The following is a 16,578-nucleotide window of genomic DNA, read 5'->3' as shown; positions in this document are numbered from 1 at the left end:
GGCAATGTGAAAAAAAGGTGGGTTTGTGGCGGATCACACCTGCTTGGGAAGAAAAGATAAAACGGGGGTGAGCAGTGACACTATACCCCGTTTAAAACCCGTTTAAAAATGCCGGGGGACGTTTAACTTTTTTTTCTGTAAGGCTGGCAGGCTAACGCGGCTTCAATGCGGCTGCGTGCTGCGTATCGATAATGTCGATAATATCCGCCACGCCTTGCGCTGACAGCCCCATATACGGGCGGGCAGGGACTGCTGCCGGCCCCGGAGGCATATCGGGTAACCCGCCCCACTGATGGATTGCGGCGTAAACTTTATTGGCGCCAATGGCCGCGCTCACTGCGTCATACGCGGTTGACAACGACATCGCCAGCCCCCCCTGTGAGCGCTGTAACATCGGCCCCGTCTTCCCTTTTTTGGCTAATTTCGCTTTATATTTCTCGGTTAACGGTTGCCAGGGGTTACCGGTTGTCGGGTCAGCTTCTTTTGCAAATGCCTCTTCGCTTTCACTGGCGAGAACAGCAGCAATCGCGCGGGTGATCGGCGTGGTATCCCGCCCCAGCTTTTGAACACGTTTAAAGGCTGCTTGTATCGCCGCATCGTCAAATTGATAGTCAAGTTGCATTCATTCTTACTCATGGTAAAATAGGTTAAACAGTGTACGAATAACCGGTAATTCGACGTCAGCGCAGAGCGCCATACGTTTATGTGGGTTCAACTCCCGCCACTGTACAAGCCCCGTTATTCGGGGCTTTGTTGTTATAGCGTGCCTTTCAGTAACTCATAATTTCCGCCGGCTACGCCTTTTTTCAGTTCAGTTAACGGCACCCGGTAGGTATTAATCACCACATCTAAGGCATCCGGTTGTTTGCGTACAGACCAGGGCGCATTGACCACCGTTTTAATGGTGTGGTTATCATCACTGCGGATATACAATAAATTCTGATTCTGCCTATCCCAGAGGATAGCCGAGGGATTAGCGACCACCTGCGGCAGCGCCTGATATTCAGCCATCGTCAATGCGACGCCTTTTTTCTGGTGTTTAAGGCTGTCAGCATGCACCAGGTCTTTTTCACTGATAGCCAGCACGCGGGCGGCAGGCTTACCCGTCCGTTCTTCCACCGCCACGGCAATATCGTCTGTCATAAATCCAAGCGGCTGAATGTTGTTTCCAGGGCGCCGTTGCGTCAGTACCTGGCCGACCCATTGCGCGAACGCGTGTTGTCGTACCGGGGCATTATTTAACGACTGGATAACCTGCTGACGGAGCTCGCGGTTCTGCAATGCAATCAGCTTGCGCGCAATACTGATATCCGACCCCATTGCCAATTGCCCGGCATTGTTTGACCAGCCCGCGCCGGTGGTCATGCGCTGCTTGCCGTGGCGGTACGTCGTGACTTCCGACTGGTAAACTTCCCCCGTCTGCTTATCAATCCCCGTTTCAACAAGTTGGGTGCTCACCGCACCGAGACTGGACTCGACCGTTAATCCCATCCGTTTAACCTGTGCGGCAGTCAATGCGCGAACGCGGCAGCGACACCCCCAGTCATTGGGCGGATAGAGCGTGTTCCAAATCGGATCATCGAAACGAAACACCCGCCCGTGCATGGCGGCATGGCTTTTGCGGGTGTTCTTGTCCATCACGGCAATGTACTGCCAATAAGGGTGAGTCTCGGTACTTGCCAGTTGCTGCTGGTATCGCCCGGCCTGATACGCGGTTGCTAAATTGGTGCGATAAATCGTTGCCAGCCGGGCCGGGCTGCCCAGTTGGACTGTTTCCGCATGACCGTCACTATCAACAACAATTTGCTTCCCCCACCAACCTTGCTCTTGCAAACGGGGTTTTAAGGTCTTGATAAAATCGCGTTCGGTGGTGCCCTGACTCAGCGCTTTATCCACCTCATCACGAATAGTCGTCAGAATGTCCATCCGCGCCGCTTTGGCTACTGTGAATGCCCGCGCATGGGCGGCAGCATCGGTTTCCGACCAGTTCCAGCTAATGTCATAGCCTTTAGCCCGAAAGTAATCAACAGCCAGCTTTGGCTCCAATTTAGCGGCAATACCCAAATCAACCGGCTGTGGCATTTAAACGCCCCCACAGTTCGGCGACAAACATCGCCCGGTGTAACATATCTGCAAGCTGTTCATCCTCCATTTCAGCATAGAGTTCAGACGCTTTGTTTTTTGCCGCCTGATAACCGCCGGTAGTGAGCGCCTCAATGACAGGGGTTAGCAACGGATCAACCGCGTTTTGCCATTCCTGCCCGCTTACCGCGCCCGGCATGGTATTGACTGACGTCATCGGTGCCGCCGTTAATGCGGTCCAACTGGGTTTGGCGTTTAAAAAGGCAGAGAAATTGGGGGTTGCAGGTTGTTCGGGTGCTTTCAGGCAGGCTTCATCATCCGCGGCAACAGGAATTTGCAGCTTATCATGCGCCCATTGCACCGGAATTTTCATCCCCAGACTGACCAGTGAGGGCAATGCCGCTGCATAGGCGCTCACATCTTCAGGTTCGGACAAATCAAATTCAAACACCGGCTTGCGACGCTGATTATCAAACGATCGACAATTAAGGGCATACAAAGGAAATACCAGGTCTCGTGTCAGTGTAGCAGCGAGCTGGGTTGCGTCACTGTTGCGCACTTCAAAACGGACTTCATTATGCACGTTACCCAGCGCGTTAGTGCTGGTTGCACCGTCGGCCTGACTGGTCAGTGTGCCGCCTAAGATAGCTTTGGACATACTCAATTCCGCCCAACTCATCATGGCCATAAACGGATCTGCCGTGCCATCGGCGGCATTTTTAAAATCAATCAGCATGGAGCGCGGGATAATCCCGCCGGCATTGTGACCGATAGACATGACCGCATGGAGCAGCGTCTGTTTCTCTTTGTCTGTCGCGCCCGCTGGATATTGTCCTACACGAATAGGCAGACCGTAAATTTCAAGAAACTCGGCTAAATCCCGGACCGAATAATTCTTGAAGATAAACGGCCAGACCAGGGTTCGGATTAACCCCGTGCGAGCAAGATAACCTGACTTTGATTTGGCGATATGCTGTACCCAGCCAAATGGCTGCAAATCTTCTCCGTTGGCGGTCCCATCCCGCAAGCGCAACTGATTACGTTTATCTTGGGGCGTCTGAAACCAGGACGGATCACGCCATTCCACCGCGCGTGGGATAATCAACTCGCCGGCATTTTCCCACTCAATTTCCTGACAGGAAAAACCTTTGTGAATGGCATCCGTGGCATCAAAGAGACAATCCGACAACCAACTGGCATCCGATAAGATTTCGGTCAGCAGTTCCGCATCCCGGGTTTCTTCACGGCTGGCCCGCAGAGGTGGTTTAATCGACCAGTCAAGCGACTGGATAGCCCGCCGGCGCTTACCCAATTCTGACTGCAAATGCGCGTCTTTTTCTTCCATATCTTCCGCCAGTTCACACTGTGCCAGTAACTGGCCGCGCTCGGCTTCGATCAGAATTTCAGCCGCGCGTGCGGGGGTCAAACCACTGACCGGATGATCACCGTAGTATCGGCGTAATTGCGATACGCGTGACTCATCATCCTGAGTCTGCATCTCGTGTTTAAACCAAAACCGGCGACCTACCGCATCCACTAACCTGTTTAATATTTTCACCAGCAGCCTCGCTCAAAGGTCGGTAAATCGTCATCATCATTTGCCACGGTGTGTTTACCCGGCAACGGAATAAAGTCAATCATTTGTCCCTCCATATAGGTCGCGCGGGTAAACATCAGATACGCGCCGGCACTGTCGCCGTGACGTTTTTTACCGTCGGTCCCGGTCCGGCGGGTTTTATCAATTTTGGGCACGCCCCGGATGTTCTGAATTTGACGCTGGTCAGTAATAATGTCTTCATCTTTCGGGATGCTGATATCATTGGATTCATACAGTGCTTTGTATTTCGGCGACCACTCACGATAAAAATTATCGGTGACATGGATAGCATCAACCATATCTTCACCGTAGTGTAATAACATGGCCTCCCCTAAATACCCACCGTTCCCGGTCGAGTCGATGGCGATACCGACCAGGCGGGGGAGTCGGTCAATGATAAAAAAGGCTATCTGGCGCTGCTGGTTATAAGGCACATCATGCAGTTCAACGGTGACATGCAGAATGCGGCGAGTGTCGGGCTCAATACTCCCGGCCCCGATGACAGACAAATCGCCGGAACGGGCAAAATCCTGCCCGTAAGCATGCCGGGTATCGGGATCAAGTTTTTGTAATGCCGGTAACAGCATCTCTTCACAAAACGTCAGTACCGTGTTTTTACGCTCGTCTTCTGTCCAGGTCATATGGCCCTTGGGCATAGCAAAACGGACAACAACACACCGGGCGTCGGTTGCCCGATCAATCAGTACACGGGGAATATAGGCCCCGCTGCCTTGCTTCGGTACACAATAATATTCTTCCAGCGCATCCTCTTCCGTGGCGGTATCGTTGAGCAGATGGGTTTTCCATTCGTCCTCTGCTTCCTGTGACCACGGTTGACGCCTGACCTGACAGATACGTTTATACAGCCCGTCATTGCAAGCATCATCTAATGTGATGGTATGCACAGAGTACCGCTTACGCCCGGCGCGGGAATCCTGGAGCAACTCGTTGAACAGGTTTTCAGCGCCATTATGAGTAGAAATAATCCGTACTTTTGCACCCCACATGGTCAAGGCCAGCGCGGCTTTCAGCACTTCAGCCAGTTGTTCATGGAAAGCCGCTTCATCAATAGTGACATTCCCCTGCATCCCGCGTAAGTTCTTGGGGTTACTGGATAAGGCCTGGACTTTAAATCCGCTGCTAAAGTAAATGACGAACGTCAGGATAGCTTTGTCTTCATCTTCAAAGACCTCCTCACCCACTTCACCCGCCGCCAGTCCGTAGGCTTTGGCCCACATGGCCGCCGCATCAATAAACTCACGGGCCATTTCCTTATTGGAACCGATATAGAAATGGTTTGTGCCGCCGGCATCACGTGATTGAGCCGCCGTCAATGAGGCATCCGCCGCTTCGGCCCAGGTTAACCCGGTACGCCGCGATTTTTCCGCAATCTTGAGGACAGAATTATCTGCTATCCAGCGTCGCTGATAACCCAGCAAGACGGCATGGGGATCAAACGTCTCATCGTTAACCGCGTTGAGAATAAATTCCGTCGCTGGATTTAATTCCTGTACCAACATTAAGCAATCCCCAAAATTTGCCGCTTGATCTCTGCCGCTGCTGCTGCGGTAAGGCCGGCCTGTTTGACCAGGGTTTCTGTCTGTTCTGCCGCTTCCGCGGCAAAGGCCGCGCGGATCTCTTTTTCGCGCTTGGTGCTGGTCATGGCGGCCTGTTCAATCCGGGCAGCCACCAGGGCTAACTGAGACAAGGCCTTCGGTTCAACCGGCTCCCCGCCTTCGGCCAGCTTCATGCTGGTTTCAAACGCCAGGGATTTCACAAACTCTTGCAACAGTTTTCCAACGTCAGAGGTGGGTTCGGAACCCAACCGGGAGACCCACACATCGGCAATTTCCCGTCCCTCGCGAATACGCGCACCCAACGTTTCCATGCGGGACGCATAACGGTTCAGTCCGGTACGGGAAATTTTCAGCGTATCCGGTAAGCCCTCTTCATCAATCAATTCATTCACTGCCGCCCGGATATCTTCCTGGGTATGCCGTTTGTCACGCAGCAAACCGTGCAACTGGTCCCGGATGGCCTGCGGCAACAAATCAATCTTGGATGGCCGGCCACGTGTCCGTTTATCATTCATGATTATCCCCTAGGCCGTGGCCGTTTTACACCGGGTACGGTACTGCGACCCTCTGCCACATCCACGCCACGCCCGGTTAAAGTCATGACCAGGCAACCGGCAACATCATTGACCGAAACCAGCCCTTGTTCAGCCAGCCAGTGGCAATGCGTTCGTACAACATCACGACTGACACGATGGCCGTAGGCATCAAGGCAAGTCTGTAACACCGATTCATTAGCATCACCGCCACACTCAGCCAGCGACCGCAAAATCACCAATCGCTGGTCGGTATTTAAGATTTCACGCATGGATGACATTAATTTTTTTCCTTCAATTCATTTTGCAATAACAGATCGCTCAGGTGGCGTAGCTGACGCAGTTCTGGCAAGGCGGCTTTTAAGTCCCCACGCAGGTTCGCCATTTCCAACTGTAAAGCGTGTAATTCTTTCTGATTAGGCAGTGTGGATAATGAACCTTCAAGTTGGCGCACCTGCACTTTGAGTAACTCCACATCATCACGTTTGGCGTAGGTTTTACTGAGCAACACCAGCACCACGTTAAAGGTGACCGTGACTGCCGCCCACACCATCGACCAGTTTTCTTTAAGCAGGGCCAGCACCAAATTTTTTCTCCCAGAATTCAACCTGTTTTTGGCAGTCAATACAGCGTTCAAACGCGGGATTCACGGCCAGCCGGGCGGGAGCAATGACCGCGCCACAGTGACCGCAAATGCCGTTCCCTGTCTGAACCGGGCGCTCAATATGGGCTTTTAGGGCCAATTCGCGCTGGCATTGTTCTGCTTCACAGGCTTTATCAATCAGTCTGCTCATTTTGTTTTCCCCGTTGTTGGCCGGCCCAGGTTTTGATTGCCCGCAGCTTGTGCTCCAGTTCCTGGCTCCATTGCCCGTACCGGCTGGCGTGGGTCAGCAGCGCCTGGGGTTCCCCGGAACGGGGCATCGGCGGTTTCGGCGGCAGTTGTAACAGCTGGGGCGGAATGGTCGGGCAGGCTGAAATCACCAGGGGCGGCGTGGCGGTAACCGAGAGCGGTTTGGTAGAGCCGCAACCCGTCAGGGCCGATGCCTGTGTAAGCACTGCCATCGCGGTTAAGAGCATCAGGAATCGTTTGCTCAAGGCGCTGTGTGGTTTGCGATAAACGCGTGATAGCGGCGTATAAGTCATTTGAAACCTTTTCATTTGCATGTTGCTGTGCCTGCTGTTTTTCAATCAAATCATGCAACGCGCCGGCGTTTAATTCGGCGGTGGCTTTTTGTGCCATATAAAAAGACAGTTCTGCCGCTTGACGGTTTTCAATTTCCTGATTGATTTGTGGTTGCAAACGTGATTCAGCGAGCTTATTACCCAACCAAAAAGCCACACAGCACACCACTACAACGCTACTATAGCGCCGGAGTTGGATAGGATTAATCACGGGCAAACACCTCGCGGTTTTCTGTCACATTGAGTTCTCTGTCACGCTTAATGGCGGCTTGTTTTGATGCCTGTGAATGGGTGACCCACGCCGCCAGATAGCCGACGAACAGATACTCATCCATCTTGCCGGCGAGCGCACACCACAATAAAACGGCTGTGCTGGCAATAAATGCCCCAAATAAGGTGGTATCAGAGGTTGAGAGGCGACCGGTTGCCGGATTGCTGATAAGCTGCTTTAAGTGCGCTAACATACCGGCCTCCTGTTGCGTTCAGCCCGTAATAAGCGGATATCTTGAGCAGAAACGGATTGCCAGCCACGGCAAAATAGCGATTGATACGTGGCGTTATAGCTATAAATTGGCATGTCGCTGATATCTTTGCCGGCCAATGCCTGCTGTAAACAACGTTCCCGCCCGGCTTCATAGATACTGAGATAACGCGGGTTACGCAGTTCAGCGATTTGCCTTTTTAACAGATTGTCTGAAATTGGCGGCGGCAGCATCACAACACCTCTAACGCGGCGGATGCCAGCTTATCAAGGCGGTTAAACCAGCCGTCAAGAAAGACTTTTTGTGTCGGGTTTACAGCAATGATACGGGCGTAAGTTCGCGCACGCTGATTCAGCAGCCGGGTAAACAGATATGGCGCGGCAAAGGCTTCAACGGCATTCAGCGTGTCAGGACCGATAACGCCGTCATCCTGCACGCTCACCACCTGTTGTAATTGTTGTACGGCGGGCTTGATTCCGTGCTGAACGGCGGCATCAAACACCGCCAGCGAGAGACCTGCGGGTAACTTATCGCAACCGGCTTTCAGCCAAAAATCCCGATAATAGAGTGTTGTGGCATCGTCTTCGGTTAATGCGGCAATATTGAGGTGAGGGTAGCTGCGCTGACTGATACCAAACTTGGTCTGGCCGCCCCGATCATTGGGGTTATTGACATAGCCGCCCTCTACGGGCAGTAAGTAATGGATAGCATGGATAAAGGAAACGCTGTAATGGTAAGTCATGATGGCTACCTGTTGTTGATAATCGGTAGCTCATCATCGTGTTTAGTAAGGAGAAAGTGGGTTTGTGGGAGGTCAAACAAACCCCATCAGAACAAGTGATTACTTGAAAAGCTCACCTTGATAGCGTTTACGGTGGAGCGCTAATTGCTGACGCAGAATAGCATATACCGTCGAATGAGTAAGGTGATACTTTTTTGCTAACTGTACAACCTCACCACGTGAACAACTCCACTCATTAAATAACTGATTATCACGTAATGCGATTTTCAATGTGTCGCCGGTAGGTAAATAAACAGCTCTGCCACCGTAGTAATGAGCTAATACTCCTGCCAGCTTACACGCCGCAAGTTCTGCTTTGTCTCTACTGGTATTTTGCCGTTGTAGCTCACAAGAAAACAGATCAACAATATCGGCCAATAACTGCGGCCACCTTGTCTGTAGCTCATCTAATGGGATGGCATCCATTTGATCTAATAATTCACCAAGTTCTTTATGGTCGTGGTCGAAAAGTTCTAGGTTCATAGCTATCTCGTTATACAGATACAGGCTCAATAACACATGACAGTTCTAAGGGTTTTTTGATAGCAATAATCTTCCAACCATCGATAACCACTGTCTTAGTTTGAAACTTCTCCTGCCAATCTTTATCAGACCACAACTGGTTTATGGCCTTGGTATTGGCAGTAGCGTTTTCATCCCAGTAACCCGCCTCAGGAATAATTTCCTTAGAAATTGATGCGCAACCTGAGGAAAACATATCTGAAATGGGTTTTGAAAAATGCGAATGAACCGCAACCCTATCACCCGATATTGTGACTTTCATTTTTTCGTTATGGTGGATTGTTAACTCAGTAATCCATGTATCATTCTTTTTATACCAATCCGTTACTTTTACCTGATACTGTGCACTAACCCTCATATATTCCATTACGGTATCTTTCATGTTTGCTATTGCAGAAAGCGGCAATAGTAAGAAAATAAATAAAATATTTTTCATCTCATGTTTCCTCACCTTGACTTTTCAACCACTCTAAACCGCCTGAAATCTTAGCAAGATCTATACCCAATTGCTGCATTTGTCTGAAATAGGCATCACGACTATCAGAGCCAGAAACTTGTTGTTTCTCCCGCGCATTGATATTACTGCTTTGGGCAATAACCTGTTCGGCTGACTGATAGACAGTTTTCAGGTAGTTGTGGTTGGATAACGGTTTCTTGTCCCCTTGTGCCCGCTTTTCCCGGATACGTTCAACAGTTTCACTCAAGGCATGAGCCAGCACCCGACTGGGTGTGTAAAGCGTCAGCACTTCCTCCGCTAGTTTTAATGCCCGGCTGTTTGATAAATTTTGTTTTTCACGGCGAAACAAACCGATGTAAGCCACCAAATGCCGAGCACAACTGCCCGGTAACTCAGCGAGTATTTTCAGTAACTGACGGCTGGCGTCATCTTCACATAACGCATCTAAATGCCAGTCAGAATGGCAAATAGGGCAACGGGCTATTTTCATGATGATTTCCCCACATTAAAGGCGTGACATATCGCATCGTATCCCCGGCGGGCGGGCAGTGGTTGCTTGCGGGCTGCCATGCCTTCTGTCATCAGCCTGATATGCCATTTTTTCAAACTCTCAATAACCGGATAAACCAGTGTTGGCGTCAGCCAGCCGACTTCCGCGACTCCTTCGCCATTGATTTTGGCTGTTTGGCGCATCACAAATTTATTCAGCGCTGACTCTGACCCGTCATCAATAAACCCCTGCTGATACATGGTGATCCAAATAGCCCGAATTTTGTTGATTTCTGCTGTGCGCATGCGGCCTTTAACATGCGGATAATCACGTTTAAAACGGCGTTTAAATCCCCGTTCAACAAACGCCGCATATACCTGCTTTAATTCATGATGGGACATATCACGGCAGGATGTTTTCCCGCCGGTTGCTGTCGCCAGTGCCGCGCGATAAGTGTCATCGTCAAGCTTAAGCGTCGTTTTGGCGATATGAATAAGACGGATCAACTGTTGTTTATTCATCGTTCATTCTCCCACGTTGTTGGCGACTTCGGGCAGCCGCAGCACGGAACGCTTCCCATGAGTTATACATAAACATCAAATTGTGCATTTTGGCGCGATCAAACTCCATGACAGCCCCCGTACTGTGTTCCCAGCCGTCAAGCAGATAAATAGCATCAGCTTGTTCCAGCATTGCCAGCGACATACGCATATATTGATCATGCGTCAATCCGTCAGGATAGACAGCAGGATTCAGAACAATAAGGTCCTGGCTTCTTAGCATTTTTGCCACGGTATTAAATTCACTACGGTTGAAATCAGGTTTACCGGTCATTGGGCCTGAAATAAAAACAACGGGTGTCATGATGAAACCTCCGATTCTTTAATCCATTCAAGCCCTGCAATCTTTTTGTATTGTCGGATTAATTGAACGGCGTTGATAAATCCAGGAGAAAGATAAGTGTAGTTTTTATAGATGTATGGCAATTCTTTTTTCGCATGACGCTTACCCAACATCTTTTCTACTTCTGCAATTCTTGCTTTGCTATACAATGGCTTGGTAACTGTACGCCAAAATAATTCAGTTAATGGGTTATACATATCATGGACTTTGTCACCCCATGCAAGGCACATCTTATTATTGAAATAAACAAATAATTGACTCCTGCTCTCGCTGACCCTTTCCCGGTTAACACTAATGACAACGCCCTGATACTGAAAACTAACGTGGCAAAATAGACTTTTCAGCTCTTCTTCAATGGTTTTCCATTCTGATTTATCAATATTCATTATTACTGTCCTCAATTTTGGCGTAAGCGCGCCCCTGGCGGGTTTACGCCATATTTAATTTTGTAGGGTGTAAAATTACGCCGGAGTTAAATAATCCGTTCTGACAAAATAAGGTTCAGTACTGATTTCAACTACCGTACAGTTTGTTAAATCTTTCGCTTTATCAACGGTTTTGACTGGTGTTCCGCCGCGTAATATTTTATTGGGCTGATAAATAAAACTGGCCCCAATCCGATAACGCTGATTAAACTGTTTCGCTTTCATATCAAACCCCGGCAATATCGAGCGAAATCGGTTTATATTGGTCAGTATTCCCAACCCGCTCATAGACCCGGATATAAGACTTACTGCCAATGACCTGCAAGGCTTCGCCAATGGCTACCATTGCCTGTTGCCAACGCTCGTCATCAATATCCAGCCGCCGCAGTGCCAGAACACGCCCCGTATTGATATCACCCTCTTTATCGGTGGAGAACGCCTGATTAATTAGCGCATGAATTTCAGGGCGAGCGCCCTCTGTCCAGTCAGCCAGGCAATTGTCAATCAGCTCCTTCGCCGCTTGCAAACGCTCGTCAAAAGCAATACGGTCTTGCATCGCACGCTGAATTTTAAAACGGCCGTCATAAGAATAGAGTGTCACATTGCCTTTTTTCCCGCCTTTCGCAGTACCGTATTTTTCTGCTGACAAATCAACAAAAGCCTGGATATCGGCAAACAGTCAGACGAGCATAGACCTGATGATTACCGACCAGAGCCAGACCAATCCCGGTTTCCTCCTGCAAGATGCGCAATTCTTCTAACACCGGATAATCCAGATGGTCGGCTTCATCAATCACCAATAACCCCGATGTACCGCGCAATTTTCTGCGTACTGCCCGCCCCAGTTGACCGGCCCGGCGAGGCGCATCACCCAGGCCCAGCTCTAAAGCCAGTTCGTACAGGCATTCGCTCAGGCTGGCGCGGGAGGGTGACACGGTTATCAGCCACACGTTAGGCCGTTCAGCCACAAACTGCTGCAAGGCTTTGGTTTTACCGACTCCCGGACTGCCGTAAATCACACTGATACATTGCGCAAGCTGGGCATATTGCAACGCACTCCAGATTTGCCGCACGGTTTTGGTCTGGACAAAATCCGGGGCTGCCGGCATTTCATTAACGCGTTTGCTGCGATTCTCCAGCCAGACAGATAATTGGCTGGCAACTTTGCTGTTATCCCCCTTGTAGCTTTCATTCATAAACTGAGATAACGCGGTACTGGATATGCCACTCTCGCGGGCTACATTGCTGTAAGTCAGGCCGTCACTTTCAACAAGGGTTCGGATAGCGGCACGAACATCGGCCTGCTCTGTCTGTATCTGAGTCAACGCTATAATATTGGTCATCCTAGTCTCCTAAATTAAATTGTGTTTTTCTGCTGTTGTTCATGCAGTTGCGCCACTGCATTTTCAAACGCGTAGTCATAATCGGTGTCCGGCTCAGTCTGTGCTTCGACCTGTACACGCCGCACGGTATTACCCGCCGAGTGATAGATTTCGACTACCCGACTTTCAGGCGGTGCTGGCGGGACAGTTTCCGGCATCAGTTCAGCCACTTCTAACGCTGTCATGCGGCGTTGTGCAGCGGTAGCTTCCTTGGTGCGTTTAACAAACCGGGTCCGGTTACGGTCATGCTCACGCGCAGCCTGGGAATCACCAAACCCGGATTTCTCAATGCACTGAGCTTCACAAATAAATCGGCCATCCAGCGTGTAGCACAACACACTGTCATGCAGGGCTGCCGGGTCAAAACGAATAACGATTTTGTTAGGCTTAATCCCCAGCAACTGCTCGTTATAGTACCGGTTTCGGCGTGACCGGATTTTGCCGCCGGCGTTTAACGTAAAGGCCCCATTACTGACCGTGACAGCCTCTGAGGGCAGTAGCAGTAAATGACGTTGTTCGGCAGTGGCTTTACGTACCGTGCTTTCCGTGTAACTCTGCGCAAAGGCGTCATCAAAAGACAATATTCCCCGGCAAACTTCGGTATCGCGTTTTGAGCGCCGGTTCCAGAATGCAATCCCCTCAGTGTATTGAACCACAAGTAATGAGAAACAAAAAGAAATAGGGAATTGGTGAAAATAAACGGGAGTTCGCGGGCATAAATTCAGTGGTGGTGCGGTGTTGCGTGAGTATGGTAAGTTTATTCCTGCCCTGACGGGCAGACTAACTAAAATGAGAAAATTTTTGTGGTTGTTGCTTTTGTGCCACTTATTTTAATAAAACCAGGACTCGCCTTATCAGTCATTTAAAACATCTTTAAATACACTTTAAAACATCGGCTGCTTTGAACCAATGCTAACCTGCTTTGCTGCTCATCTTGTGGTTTGCCGGGAGACATTCTTTATCACTGATAGATTCCAAAAATCTCTGTCGTTGTTCATCAGTTAAAGACTCATACAACTGAGCAAACACCAATGAGTGGTTAGATACCCCTAATTTTGCAGGTAGCTCTTCCGGCCAAGGAAATTGCGATTCTGATTGCTGAATGCTTGTCTGGGGAGGCACCAGTAATGTACTAATACCTTGTCTGAAAACCCTGTCAATAACTGATTCTCTTTCCTCTGGAGTCATTCTTTCTAAAATCTCAGACCATGCTTGCTGTTGTTTTTGTGAAGGGGATAATTGTTCATCATGTTCAGCATATAAAACCGATCCTGCATTTTTAACCGAGGCATCTTGACCTGTCGCTAACCACTCTAATGAAGTGTTACTTGCTTTGGCTAGAACAGCCAATCTATCAATTGATGGATACGTTGAGCCATCTAAATAATTCCTAATTACCCTTTCAGACATACCGCAACGCTTTGCAAACGAGTTATTAGACTCTCCTTTCATAGCTTCACGTAAACGCTCACCAAAACGGATTATTCGCTCATCTGGAATAATCCGATTCAGTTTATTCTCTTTATCGTCAGTTTTTTCTTTGTAAGAGCTTACCATTGAACTGTTCCCCCAAAAAAGCCCTATAAAAATTAATTTGCACAAAAAACCGAACTTGGCTTTACATTCGGTTTTTTGTGCCTTATATTCATACTCACACAGATAATCAATACTGATTATCCGTGCCGATAAACTTATAAGGATTTCACAATGCAGACAAGCAAGCAAGCAGATTGGCATCGCGCAGATATCCGCGCAGCCTTAGAAAAACGCGGCACAAATCTACGCGCATTGTCTGTCAGCGCAGGTTTGGCTAAGGATACTTTGCGTAATGCGCTAGTTCGCCCCTGGCCCAAGGGGGAAAGATTGATTGCCCAGGCAATTGGGGTTGACCCCTCAGTTATCTGGCCGAGTCGCTATAACCATGCAAAAGAATAATTACGGGAACAATCCCCTTCATTTTGGGAGTGTGAACTGATGGATATTTGGGTTACTGCTAAAGAGTGTATTGGTTTGCCAGGCTTTCCCAGCATGCAACATAACATTCGTGCAAATCTGGATAAGCTGGCAGGCGAGAAGCGTCGCACACGCTCAGGTTCAAAATCATTTGAATACCCGATAAATTGCCTGCCTCCCGTAGCCCGTGCAGCAATACTAAAACAGCAAGGGGCGGTAGAGATTAATAACCGGCGCTTTGACATTAAAAAGCAGCGGACTGAAAGCTACTCGCGCGAGCTGTTGTGGCAGAACTGGAATAATGCGAACAATAATCAGCGTGAAAAAGCACGCCAAAAATGTGAAGCCGTCATTGCCGTTGCAGGCATGATTGAAACCGGTATCGACACGCTGACCGCATTTGATTCTGTCAGTGATGTACTCCAGGTTCCTCCCGCGAGTATCCGTCGTTGGTACTATCAGGCTAAACCTTTTGATCGTTCCGACTGGCTGGCGGCACTGATTGGCAAACACGGTCACAGCGTAGCAGCCCGCAAAGCGAAAGAAGCGGAATGTACATCTGCCGCCTGGGATTTCTTCTTAGCGGATTATCTGCGCCCGGAACAACCGGCGCTGCGGACCTGCTACGCCCGCCTTGAGGAAGCGGCAGCAGCACACGGCTGGACGATACCTAGCCTTTCCTCGCTGCGCCGGAAACTTGAACGCGAAGTGCCAGTCGAGCAGGTGGTTCTGTTGCGTGAAGGTGAGCACGCATTGATGCGGCTCTATCCTGCGCAAGAGCGTACTGTGCTTGAACTGGATGCGATGGAATGGATTAACGGCGACGGTTACCAGCATAACGTTTTTGTTAAATGGTTTAACGGTGAAGTTATCCCGCCTAAGACCTGGATTTGGCAGGATATCCGTACCCGTAAAATTCTGGCCTGGCGTACTGATGTGTCAGAGAACAGTGACAGCATCCGGCTGGCTCTGGCCGATGTGGTTGAGCAATACGGTATTCCAAAGCACATCACTATTGATAACACCCGGGCCGCCGCCAATAAATGGATGACGGGCGGTGTACCAAATCGTTATCGCTTCAAAGTCAAAGAAGATGACCCGAAAGGCATCATTCCGCTACTGGGCATTCAACTGCACTGGACGAGCGTGTTATTTGGTCGCGGTCATGGGCAGGCCAAACCGGTTGAACGGGCGTTTTCTCATGGGGGGCTGGGTGAAGTGGTTGATAAGCATCCCGCTTTAGCGGGTGCTTACACGGGCGCTAACCCGATGGCAAAGCCGGATAATTATGGTGAACGGGTGGTTGATGCCGAAACATTTTTAAACGCCCTGGCTGAGTGTAGCGAGTCGCGTAAATTGAAAAAGCGCGTCATTTAAATTGATAAAATTTCCGCGCCGCGCTTTTTATCAAAATATGTGATTTATTTTAGCTGTTCTTGCCTGGTTTTCTCTATTGGTAAATATTTATAAATAGTGGAGAGGGAAACATTGTAAATCAGCGATAGCTGTTTACGTGTGTGACCTTTTACCAGTAATCTAGCAGCTTGCTGTTGTTCAGCAACTGATAATGCTATTGGCCTGCCTCCAACCCTCCCTTGCGCACGAGCAGCTATTAATCCAGCGATTGTCCTTTCAACTATCAACTCCCGTTCCATTTCTGCCAGTGCACTCATAACGTGAAAGAAGAATCTCCCCATTGCTGTACCAGTATCAATACTGTCAGTCAGACTCTGAAAGTGAATGCCACGTTCACTTAAATCGGAAACTAAATCGACCAGATGCTTTACACTACGACCAAGCCTATCTAGCTTCCAAACAACTAAAGTATCTCCTTTCTTAAGTCGTTTTAAAGCCCGCTTTAAACCAGGTCTGTTGGTTGTTTTTCCACTTAATTTATCCTCAAAAATTTGCTCACAATTTATACTTATCAACGCATTTTTTTGTAAATCGCTGTTTTGGTCATTTGTTGACACCCGGATATAACCAATCTTTGACATGTAAATTCCGTCGCAGCACATAGAATAAATTGTATTTATCAAAATTAGCTCTATGTGTGAGTGTGCGGAAAACCTCACGCTGATTTACAGTGTTTCCATCTGAATAGGTGACCTGTTAATTTAACCGCTGGATAAGGTCTCTCAAGTGGCCTTTTTTAGATCAATTAACGTTCAAAATGAGCGTTTGCAAGAATGGAGAAAGAAATGAGCAAAAA

25 protein-coding genes and 1 pseudogene are annotated in these 16,578 nt (G+C 49.1%); 2 read left to right on the top strand and 24 right to left on the bottom strand.

Annotated elements, in window-relative coordinates; genetic code table 11:
• Positions 1-151 precede the first annotated feature (151 nt).
• The 23 genes and pseudogenes from TI10_RS04360 to TI10_RS04255 all read right to left on the bottom strand — a co-directional run bounded on the left by TI10_RS04360 (position 152) and on the right by TI10_RS04255 (position 13,970).
• Entirely contained in the window at positions 152-622 is a 471-nt protein-coding gene (locus TI10_RS04360; RefSeq protein WP_049581992.1) for a phage virion morphogenesis protein, read from the bottom strand.
• Between the two features lie 134 nt (positions 623-756).
• Positions 757-2,082, bottom strand: coding sequence for a phage head morphogenesis protein (locus TI10_RS04355; RefSeq protein ID WP_049581991.1), 1,326 nt, complete (start codon positions 2,080-2,082; stop codon positions 757-759).
• A complete protein-coding gene (locus tag TI10_RS04350) occupies positions 2,066-3,646 on the bottom strand; it encodes a DUF935 domain-containing protein (RefSeq protein ID WP_080984986.1) in 1,581 nt (526 codons plus the stop codon). Before TI10_RS04350 ends, TI10_RS04355 begins: the two co-directional genes overlap by 17 nt.
• A complete protein-coding gene (locus TI10_RS04345; RefSeq protein WP_139180583.1) occupies positions 3,637-5,199 on the bottom strand; it encodes a terminase large subunit domain-containing protein in 1,563 nt (520 codons plus the stop codon). Before TI10_RS04345 ends, TI10_RS04350 begins: the two co-directional genes overlap by 10 nt.
• Positions 5,199-5,771, bottom strand: a complete 573-nt coding sequence (locus TI10_RS04340) for a DUF3486 family protein (RefSeq protein ID WP_049581990.1) — start codon at positions 5,769-5,771, stop codon at positions 5,199-5,201. Before TI10_RS04340 ends, TI10_RS04345 begins: the two co-directional genes overlap by 1 nt.
• A 2-nt stretch (positions 5,772-5,773) precedes the next feature.
• Entirely contained in the window at positions 5,774-6,061 is a 288-nt protein-coding gene (locus tag TI10_RS04335) for a VpaChn25_0724 family phage protein (protein ID WP_036845708.1), read from the bottom strand.
• 8 nt (positions 6,062-6,069) lie between these two features.
• Entirely contained in the window at positions 6,070-6,372 is a 303-nt protein-coding gene (locus TI10_RS04330) for a DUF2730 family protein (protein WP_074525114.1), read from the bottom strand.
• Complete coding sequence (locus tag TI10_RS04325; RefSeq protein ID WP_049581988.1) at positions 6,356-6,583, bottom strand: TraR/DksA C4-type zinc finger protein; 228 nt, start codon at positions 6,581-6,583, stop codon at positions 6,356-6,358. The genes TI10_RS04330 and TI10_RS04325 overlap by 17 nt, the downstream gene beginning before the upstream one ends.
• The gene (locus TI10_RS04320) at positions 6,580-7,182 is read right to left on the bottom strand and encodes a hypothetical protein (RefSeq protein ID WP_049581986.1); all 603 of its coding nucleotides are present in this window, start codon (positions 7,180-7,182) and stop codon (positions 6,580-6,582) included. Before TI10_RS04320 ends, TI10_RS04325 begins: the two co-directional genes overlap by 4 nt.
• Positions 7,175-7,435: a hypothetical protein gene (locus TI10_RS04315; RefSeq protein ID WP_049581984.1), complete on the bottom strand. Its 261-nt coding sequence runs from the start codon at positions 7,433-7,435 to the stop codon at positions 7,175-7,177. Before TI10_RS04315 ends, TI10_RS04320 begins: the two co-directional genes overlap by 8 nt.
• Entirely contained in the window at positions 7,429-7,686 is a 258-nt protein-coding gene (locus tag TI10_RS04310; RefSeq protein ID WP_049581983.1) for a hypothetical protein, read from the bottom strand. The genes TI10_RS04315 and TI10_RS04310 overlap by 7 nt, the downstream gene beginning before the upstream one ends.
• Positions 7,686-8,195 carry a glycoside hydrolase family 108 protein gene (locus TI10_RS04305; RefSeq protein WP_049581982.1) on the bottom strand — a complete coding sequence of 170 codons (510 nt, stop codon included), beginning with the start codon at positions 8,193-8,195 and terminating at the stop codon, positions 7,686-7,688. The genes TI10_RS04310 and TI10_RS04305 overlap by 1 nt, the downstream gene beginning before the upstream one ends.
• 99 nt (positions 8,196-8,294) lie before the next feature.
• A complete protein-coding gene (locus TI10_RS04300; protein ID WP_049581981.1) occupies positions 8,295-8,717 on the bottom strand; it encodes a Mor transcription activator family protein in 423 nt (140 codons plus the stop codon).
• Between the two features lie 10 nt (positions 8,718-8,727).
• Positions 8,728-9,192: a hypothetical protein gene (locus TI10_RS04295; protein ID WP_049581980.1), complete on the bottom strand. Its 465-nt coding sequence runs from the start codon at positions 9,190-9,192 to the stop codon at positions 8,728-8,730.
• 1 nt (position 9,193) lies between these two features.
• Positions 9,194-9,703 (bottom strand): hypothetical protein, encoded by a 510-nt coding sequence (locus TI10_RS04290; RefSeq protein WP_049581979.1) that lies wholly within the window; start codon positions 9,701-9,703, stop codon positions 9,194-9,196.
• A complete protein-coding gene (locus TI10_RS04285; RefSeq protein WP_049581978.1) occupies positions 9,700-10,224 on the bottom strand; it encodes a gp16 family protein in 525 nt (174 codons plus the stop codon). The genes TI10_RS04290 and TI10_RS04285 overlap by 4 nt, the downstream gene beginning before the upstream one ends.
• Positions 10,217-10,567, bottom strand: coding sequence for a DUF4406 domain-containing protein (locus tag TI10_RS04280; protein WP_049581977.1), 351 nt, complete (start codon positions 10,565-10,567; stop codon positions 10,217-10,219). Before TI10_RS04280 ends, TI10_RS04285 begins: the two co-directional genes overlap by 8 nt.
• Positions 10,564-10,992 carry a hypothetical protein gene (locus TI10_RS04275; RefSeq protein ID WP_049581976.1) on the bottom strand — a complete coding sequence of 143 codons (429 nt, stop codon included), beginning with the start codon at positions 10,990-10,992 and terminating at the stop codon, positions 10,564-10,566. Before TI10_RS04275 ends, TI10_RS04280 begins: the two co-directional genes overlap by 4 nt.
• 75 nt (positions 10,993-11,067) lie before the next feature.
• Entirely contained in the window at positions 11,068-11,256 is a 189-nt protein-coding gene (locus TI10_RS04270) for a hypothetical protein (protein ID WP_049581974.1), read from the bottom strand.
• Position 11,257: 1 nt separating this feature from the next.
• Positions 11,258-11,707 (bottom strand): annotated as a pseudogene (locus TI10_RS04265) (DUF3164 family protein); the annotation flags it as partial.
• Positions 11,682-12,140 (bottom strand): AAA family ATPase, encoded by a 459-nt coding sequence (locus tag TI10_RS25825; protein WP_244161515.1) that lies wholly within the window; start codon positions 12,138-12,140, stop codon positions 11,682-11,684. The gene TI10_RS25825 and the pseudogene TI10_RS04265, both read right to left, overlap by 26 nt.
• A 248-nt stretch (positions 12,141-12,388) precedes the next feature.
• Complete coding sequence (locus TI10_RS04260) at positions 12,389-13,069, bottom strand: Mu transposase C-terminal domain-containing protein (protein WP_074525113.1); 681 nt, start codon at positions 13,067-13,069, stop codon at positions 12,389-12,391.
• 256 nt (positions 13,070-13,325) lie between these two features.
• A complete protein-coding gene (locus TI10_RS04255; protein WP_049581971.1) occupies positions 13,326-13,970 on the bottom strand; it encodes a helix-turn-helix domain-containing protein in 645 nt (214 codons plus the stop codon).
• A 150-nt stretch (positions 13,971-14,120) separates the two neighbouring features.
• On the opposite strand from TI10_RS04255, the gene TI10_RS04250 reads away from it, so the two are divergent.
• Together TI10_RS04250 and TI10_RS04245 are read left to right on the top strand one after the other, a co-directional pair.
• Entirely contained in the window at positions 14,121-14,348 is a 228-nt protein-coding gene (locus TI10_RS04250) for a helix-turn-helix domain-containing protein (RefSeq protein WP_036775847.1), read from the top strand.
• 39 nt (positions 14,349-14,387) lie between these two features.
• Positions 14,388-15,743 (top strand): transposase domain-containing protein, encoded by a 1,356-nt coding sequence (locus TI10_RS04245; protein WP_053093416.1) that lies wholly within the window; start codon positions 14,388-14,390, stop codon positions 15,741-15,743.
• A gap of 44 nt (positions 15,744-15,787) precedes the next feature.
• Here TI10_RS04245 and TI10_RS04240 read toward each other — a convergent pair whose 3' ends face one another.
• Positions 15,788-16,363 carry a recombinase family protein gene (locus TI10_RS04240; RefSeq protein ID WP_049581970.1) on the bottom strand — a complete coding sequence of 192 codons (576 nt, stop codon included), beginning with the start codon at positions 16,361-16,363 and terminating at the stop codon, positions 15,788-15,790.
• Positions 16,364-16,578 lie beyond the last annotated feature (215 nt).

It is taken from the genome of Photorhabdus luminescens subsp. luminescens (assembly GCF_001083805.1).
Taxonomy (GTDB): Bacteria; Pseudomonadota; Gammaproteobacteria; order Enterobacterales; family Enterobacteriaceae; genus Photorhabdus; species Photorhabdus luminescens.
Note: the sequence above shows the minus strand (reverse complement) of the source record. Positions and strands in the feature narration are given on the sequence as shown.

Coding starts and splice junctions, on each gene's coding strand:
- TI10_RS04285 (WP_049581978.1), bottom strand. CDS start 10,224: ATGAATAAACAACAGTTGATCCGTCTTATTCATATCGCCAAAACGACG.
- TI10_RS04295 (WP_049581980.1), bottom strand. CDS start 9,192: ATGAAAAATATTTTATTTATTTTCTTACTATTGCCGCTTTCTGCAATA.
- TI10_RS04290 (WP_049581979.1), bottom strand. CDS start 9,703: ATGAAAATAGCCCGTTGCCCTATTTGCCATTCTGACTGGCATTTAGAT.
- TI10_RS04355 (WP_049581991.1), bottom strand. CDS start 2,082: ATGCCACAGCCGGTTGATTTGGGTATTGCCGCTAAATTGGAGCCAAAG.
- TI10_RS04310 (WP_049581983.1), bottom strand. CDS start 7,686: ATGCTGCCGCCGCCAATTTCAGACAATCTGTTAAAAAGGCAAATCGCT.
- TI10_RS04305 (WP_049581982.1), bottom strand. CDS start 8,195: ATGACTTACCATTACAGCGTTTCCTTTATCCATGCTATCCATTACTTA.
- TI10_RS04300 (WP_049581981.1), bottom strand. CDS start 8,717: ATGAACCTAGAACTTTTCGACCACGACCATAAAGAACTTGGTGAATTA.
- TI10_RS04255 (WP_049581971.1), bottom strand. CDS start 13,970: ATGGTAAGCTCTTACAAAGAAAAAACTGACGATAAAGAGAATAAACTG.
- TI10_RS04240 (WP_049581970.1), bottom strand. CDS start 16,363: ATGTCAAAGATTGGTTATATCCGGGTGTCAACAAATGACCAAAACAGC.
- TI10_RS04315 (WP_049581984.1), bottom strand. CDS start 7,435: ATGTTAGCGCACTTAAAGCAGCTTATCAGCAATCCGGCAACCGGTCGC.
- TI10_RS04340 (WP_049581990.1), bottom strand. CDS start 5,771: ATGAATGATAAACGGACACGTGGCCGGCCATCCAAGATTGATTTGTTG.
- TI10_RS04250 (WP_036775847.1), top strand. CDS start 14,121: ATGCAGACAAGCAAGCAAGCAGATTGGCATCGCGCAGATATCCGCGCA.
- TI10_RS04275 (WP_049581976.1), bottom strand. CDS start 10,992: ATGAATATTGATAAATCAGAATGGAAAACCATTGAAGAAGAGCTGAAA.
- TI10_RS04270 (WP_049581974.1), bottom strand. CDS start 11,256: ATGAAAGCGAAACAGTTTAATCAGCGTTATCGGATTGGGGCCAGTTTT.
- TI10_RS04360 (WP_049581992.1), bottom strand. CDS start 622: ATGCAACTTGACTATCAATTTGACGATGCGGCGATACAAGCAGCCTTT.
- TI10_RS04280 (WP_049581977.1), bottom strand. CDS start 10,567: ATGACACCCGTTGTTTTTATTTCAGGCCCAATGACCGGTAAACCTGAT.
- TI10_RS04345 (WP_139180583.1), bottom strand. CDS start 5,199: ATGTTGGTACAGGAATTAAATCCAGCGACGGAATTTATTCTCAACGCG.
- TI10_RS04335 (WP_036845708.1), bottom strand. CDS start 6,061: ATGCGTGAAATCTTAAATACCGACCAGCGATTGGTGATTTTGCGGTCG.
- TI10_RS04325 (WP_049581988.1), bottom strand. CDS start 6,583: ATGAGCAGACTGATTGATAAAGCCTGTGAAGCAGAACAATGCCAGCGC.
- TI10_RS04245 (WP_053093416.1), top strand. CDS start 14,388: ATGGATATTTGGGTTACTGCTAAAGAGTGTATTGGTTTGCCAGGCTTT.
- TI10_RS25825 (WP_244161515.1), bottom strand. CDS start 12,140: ATGCCGGCAGCCCCGGATTTTGTCCAGACCAAAACCGTGCGGCAAATC.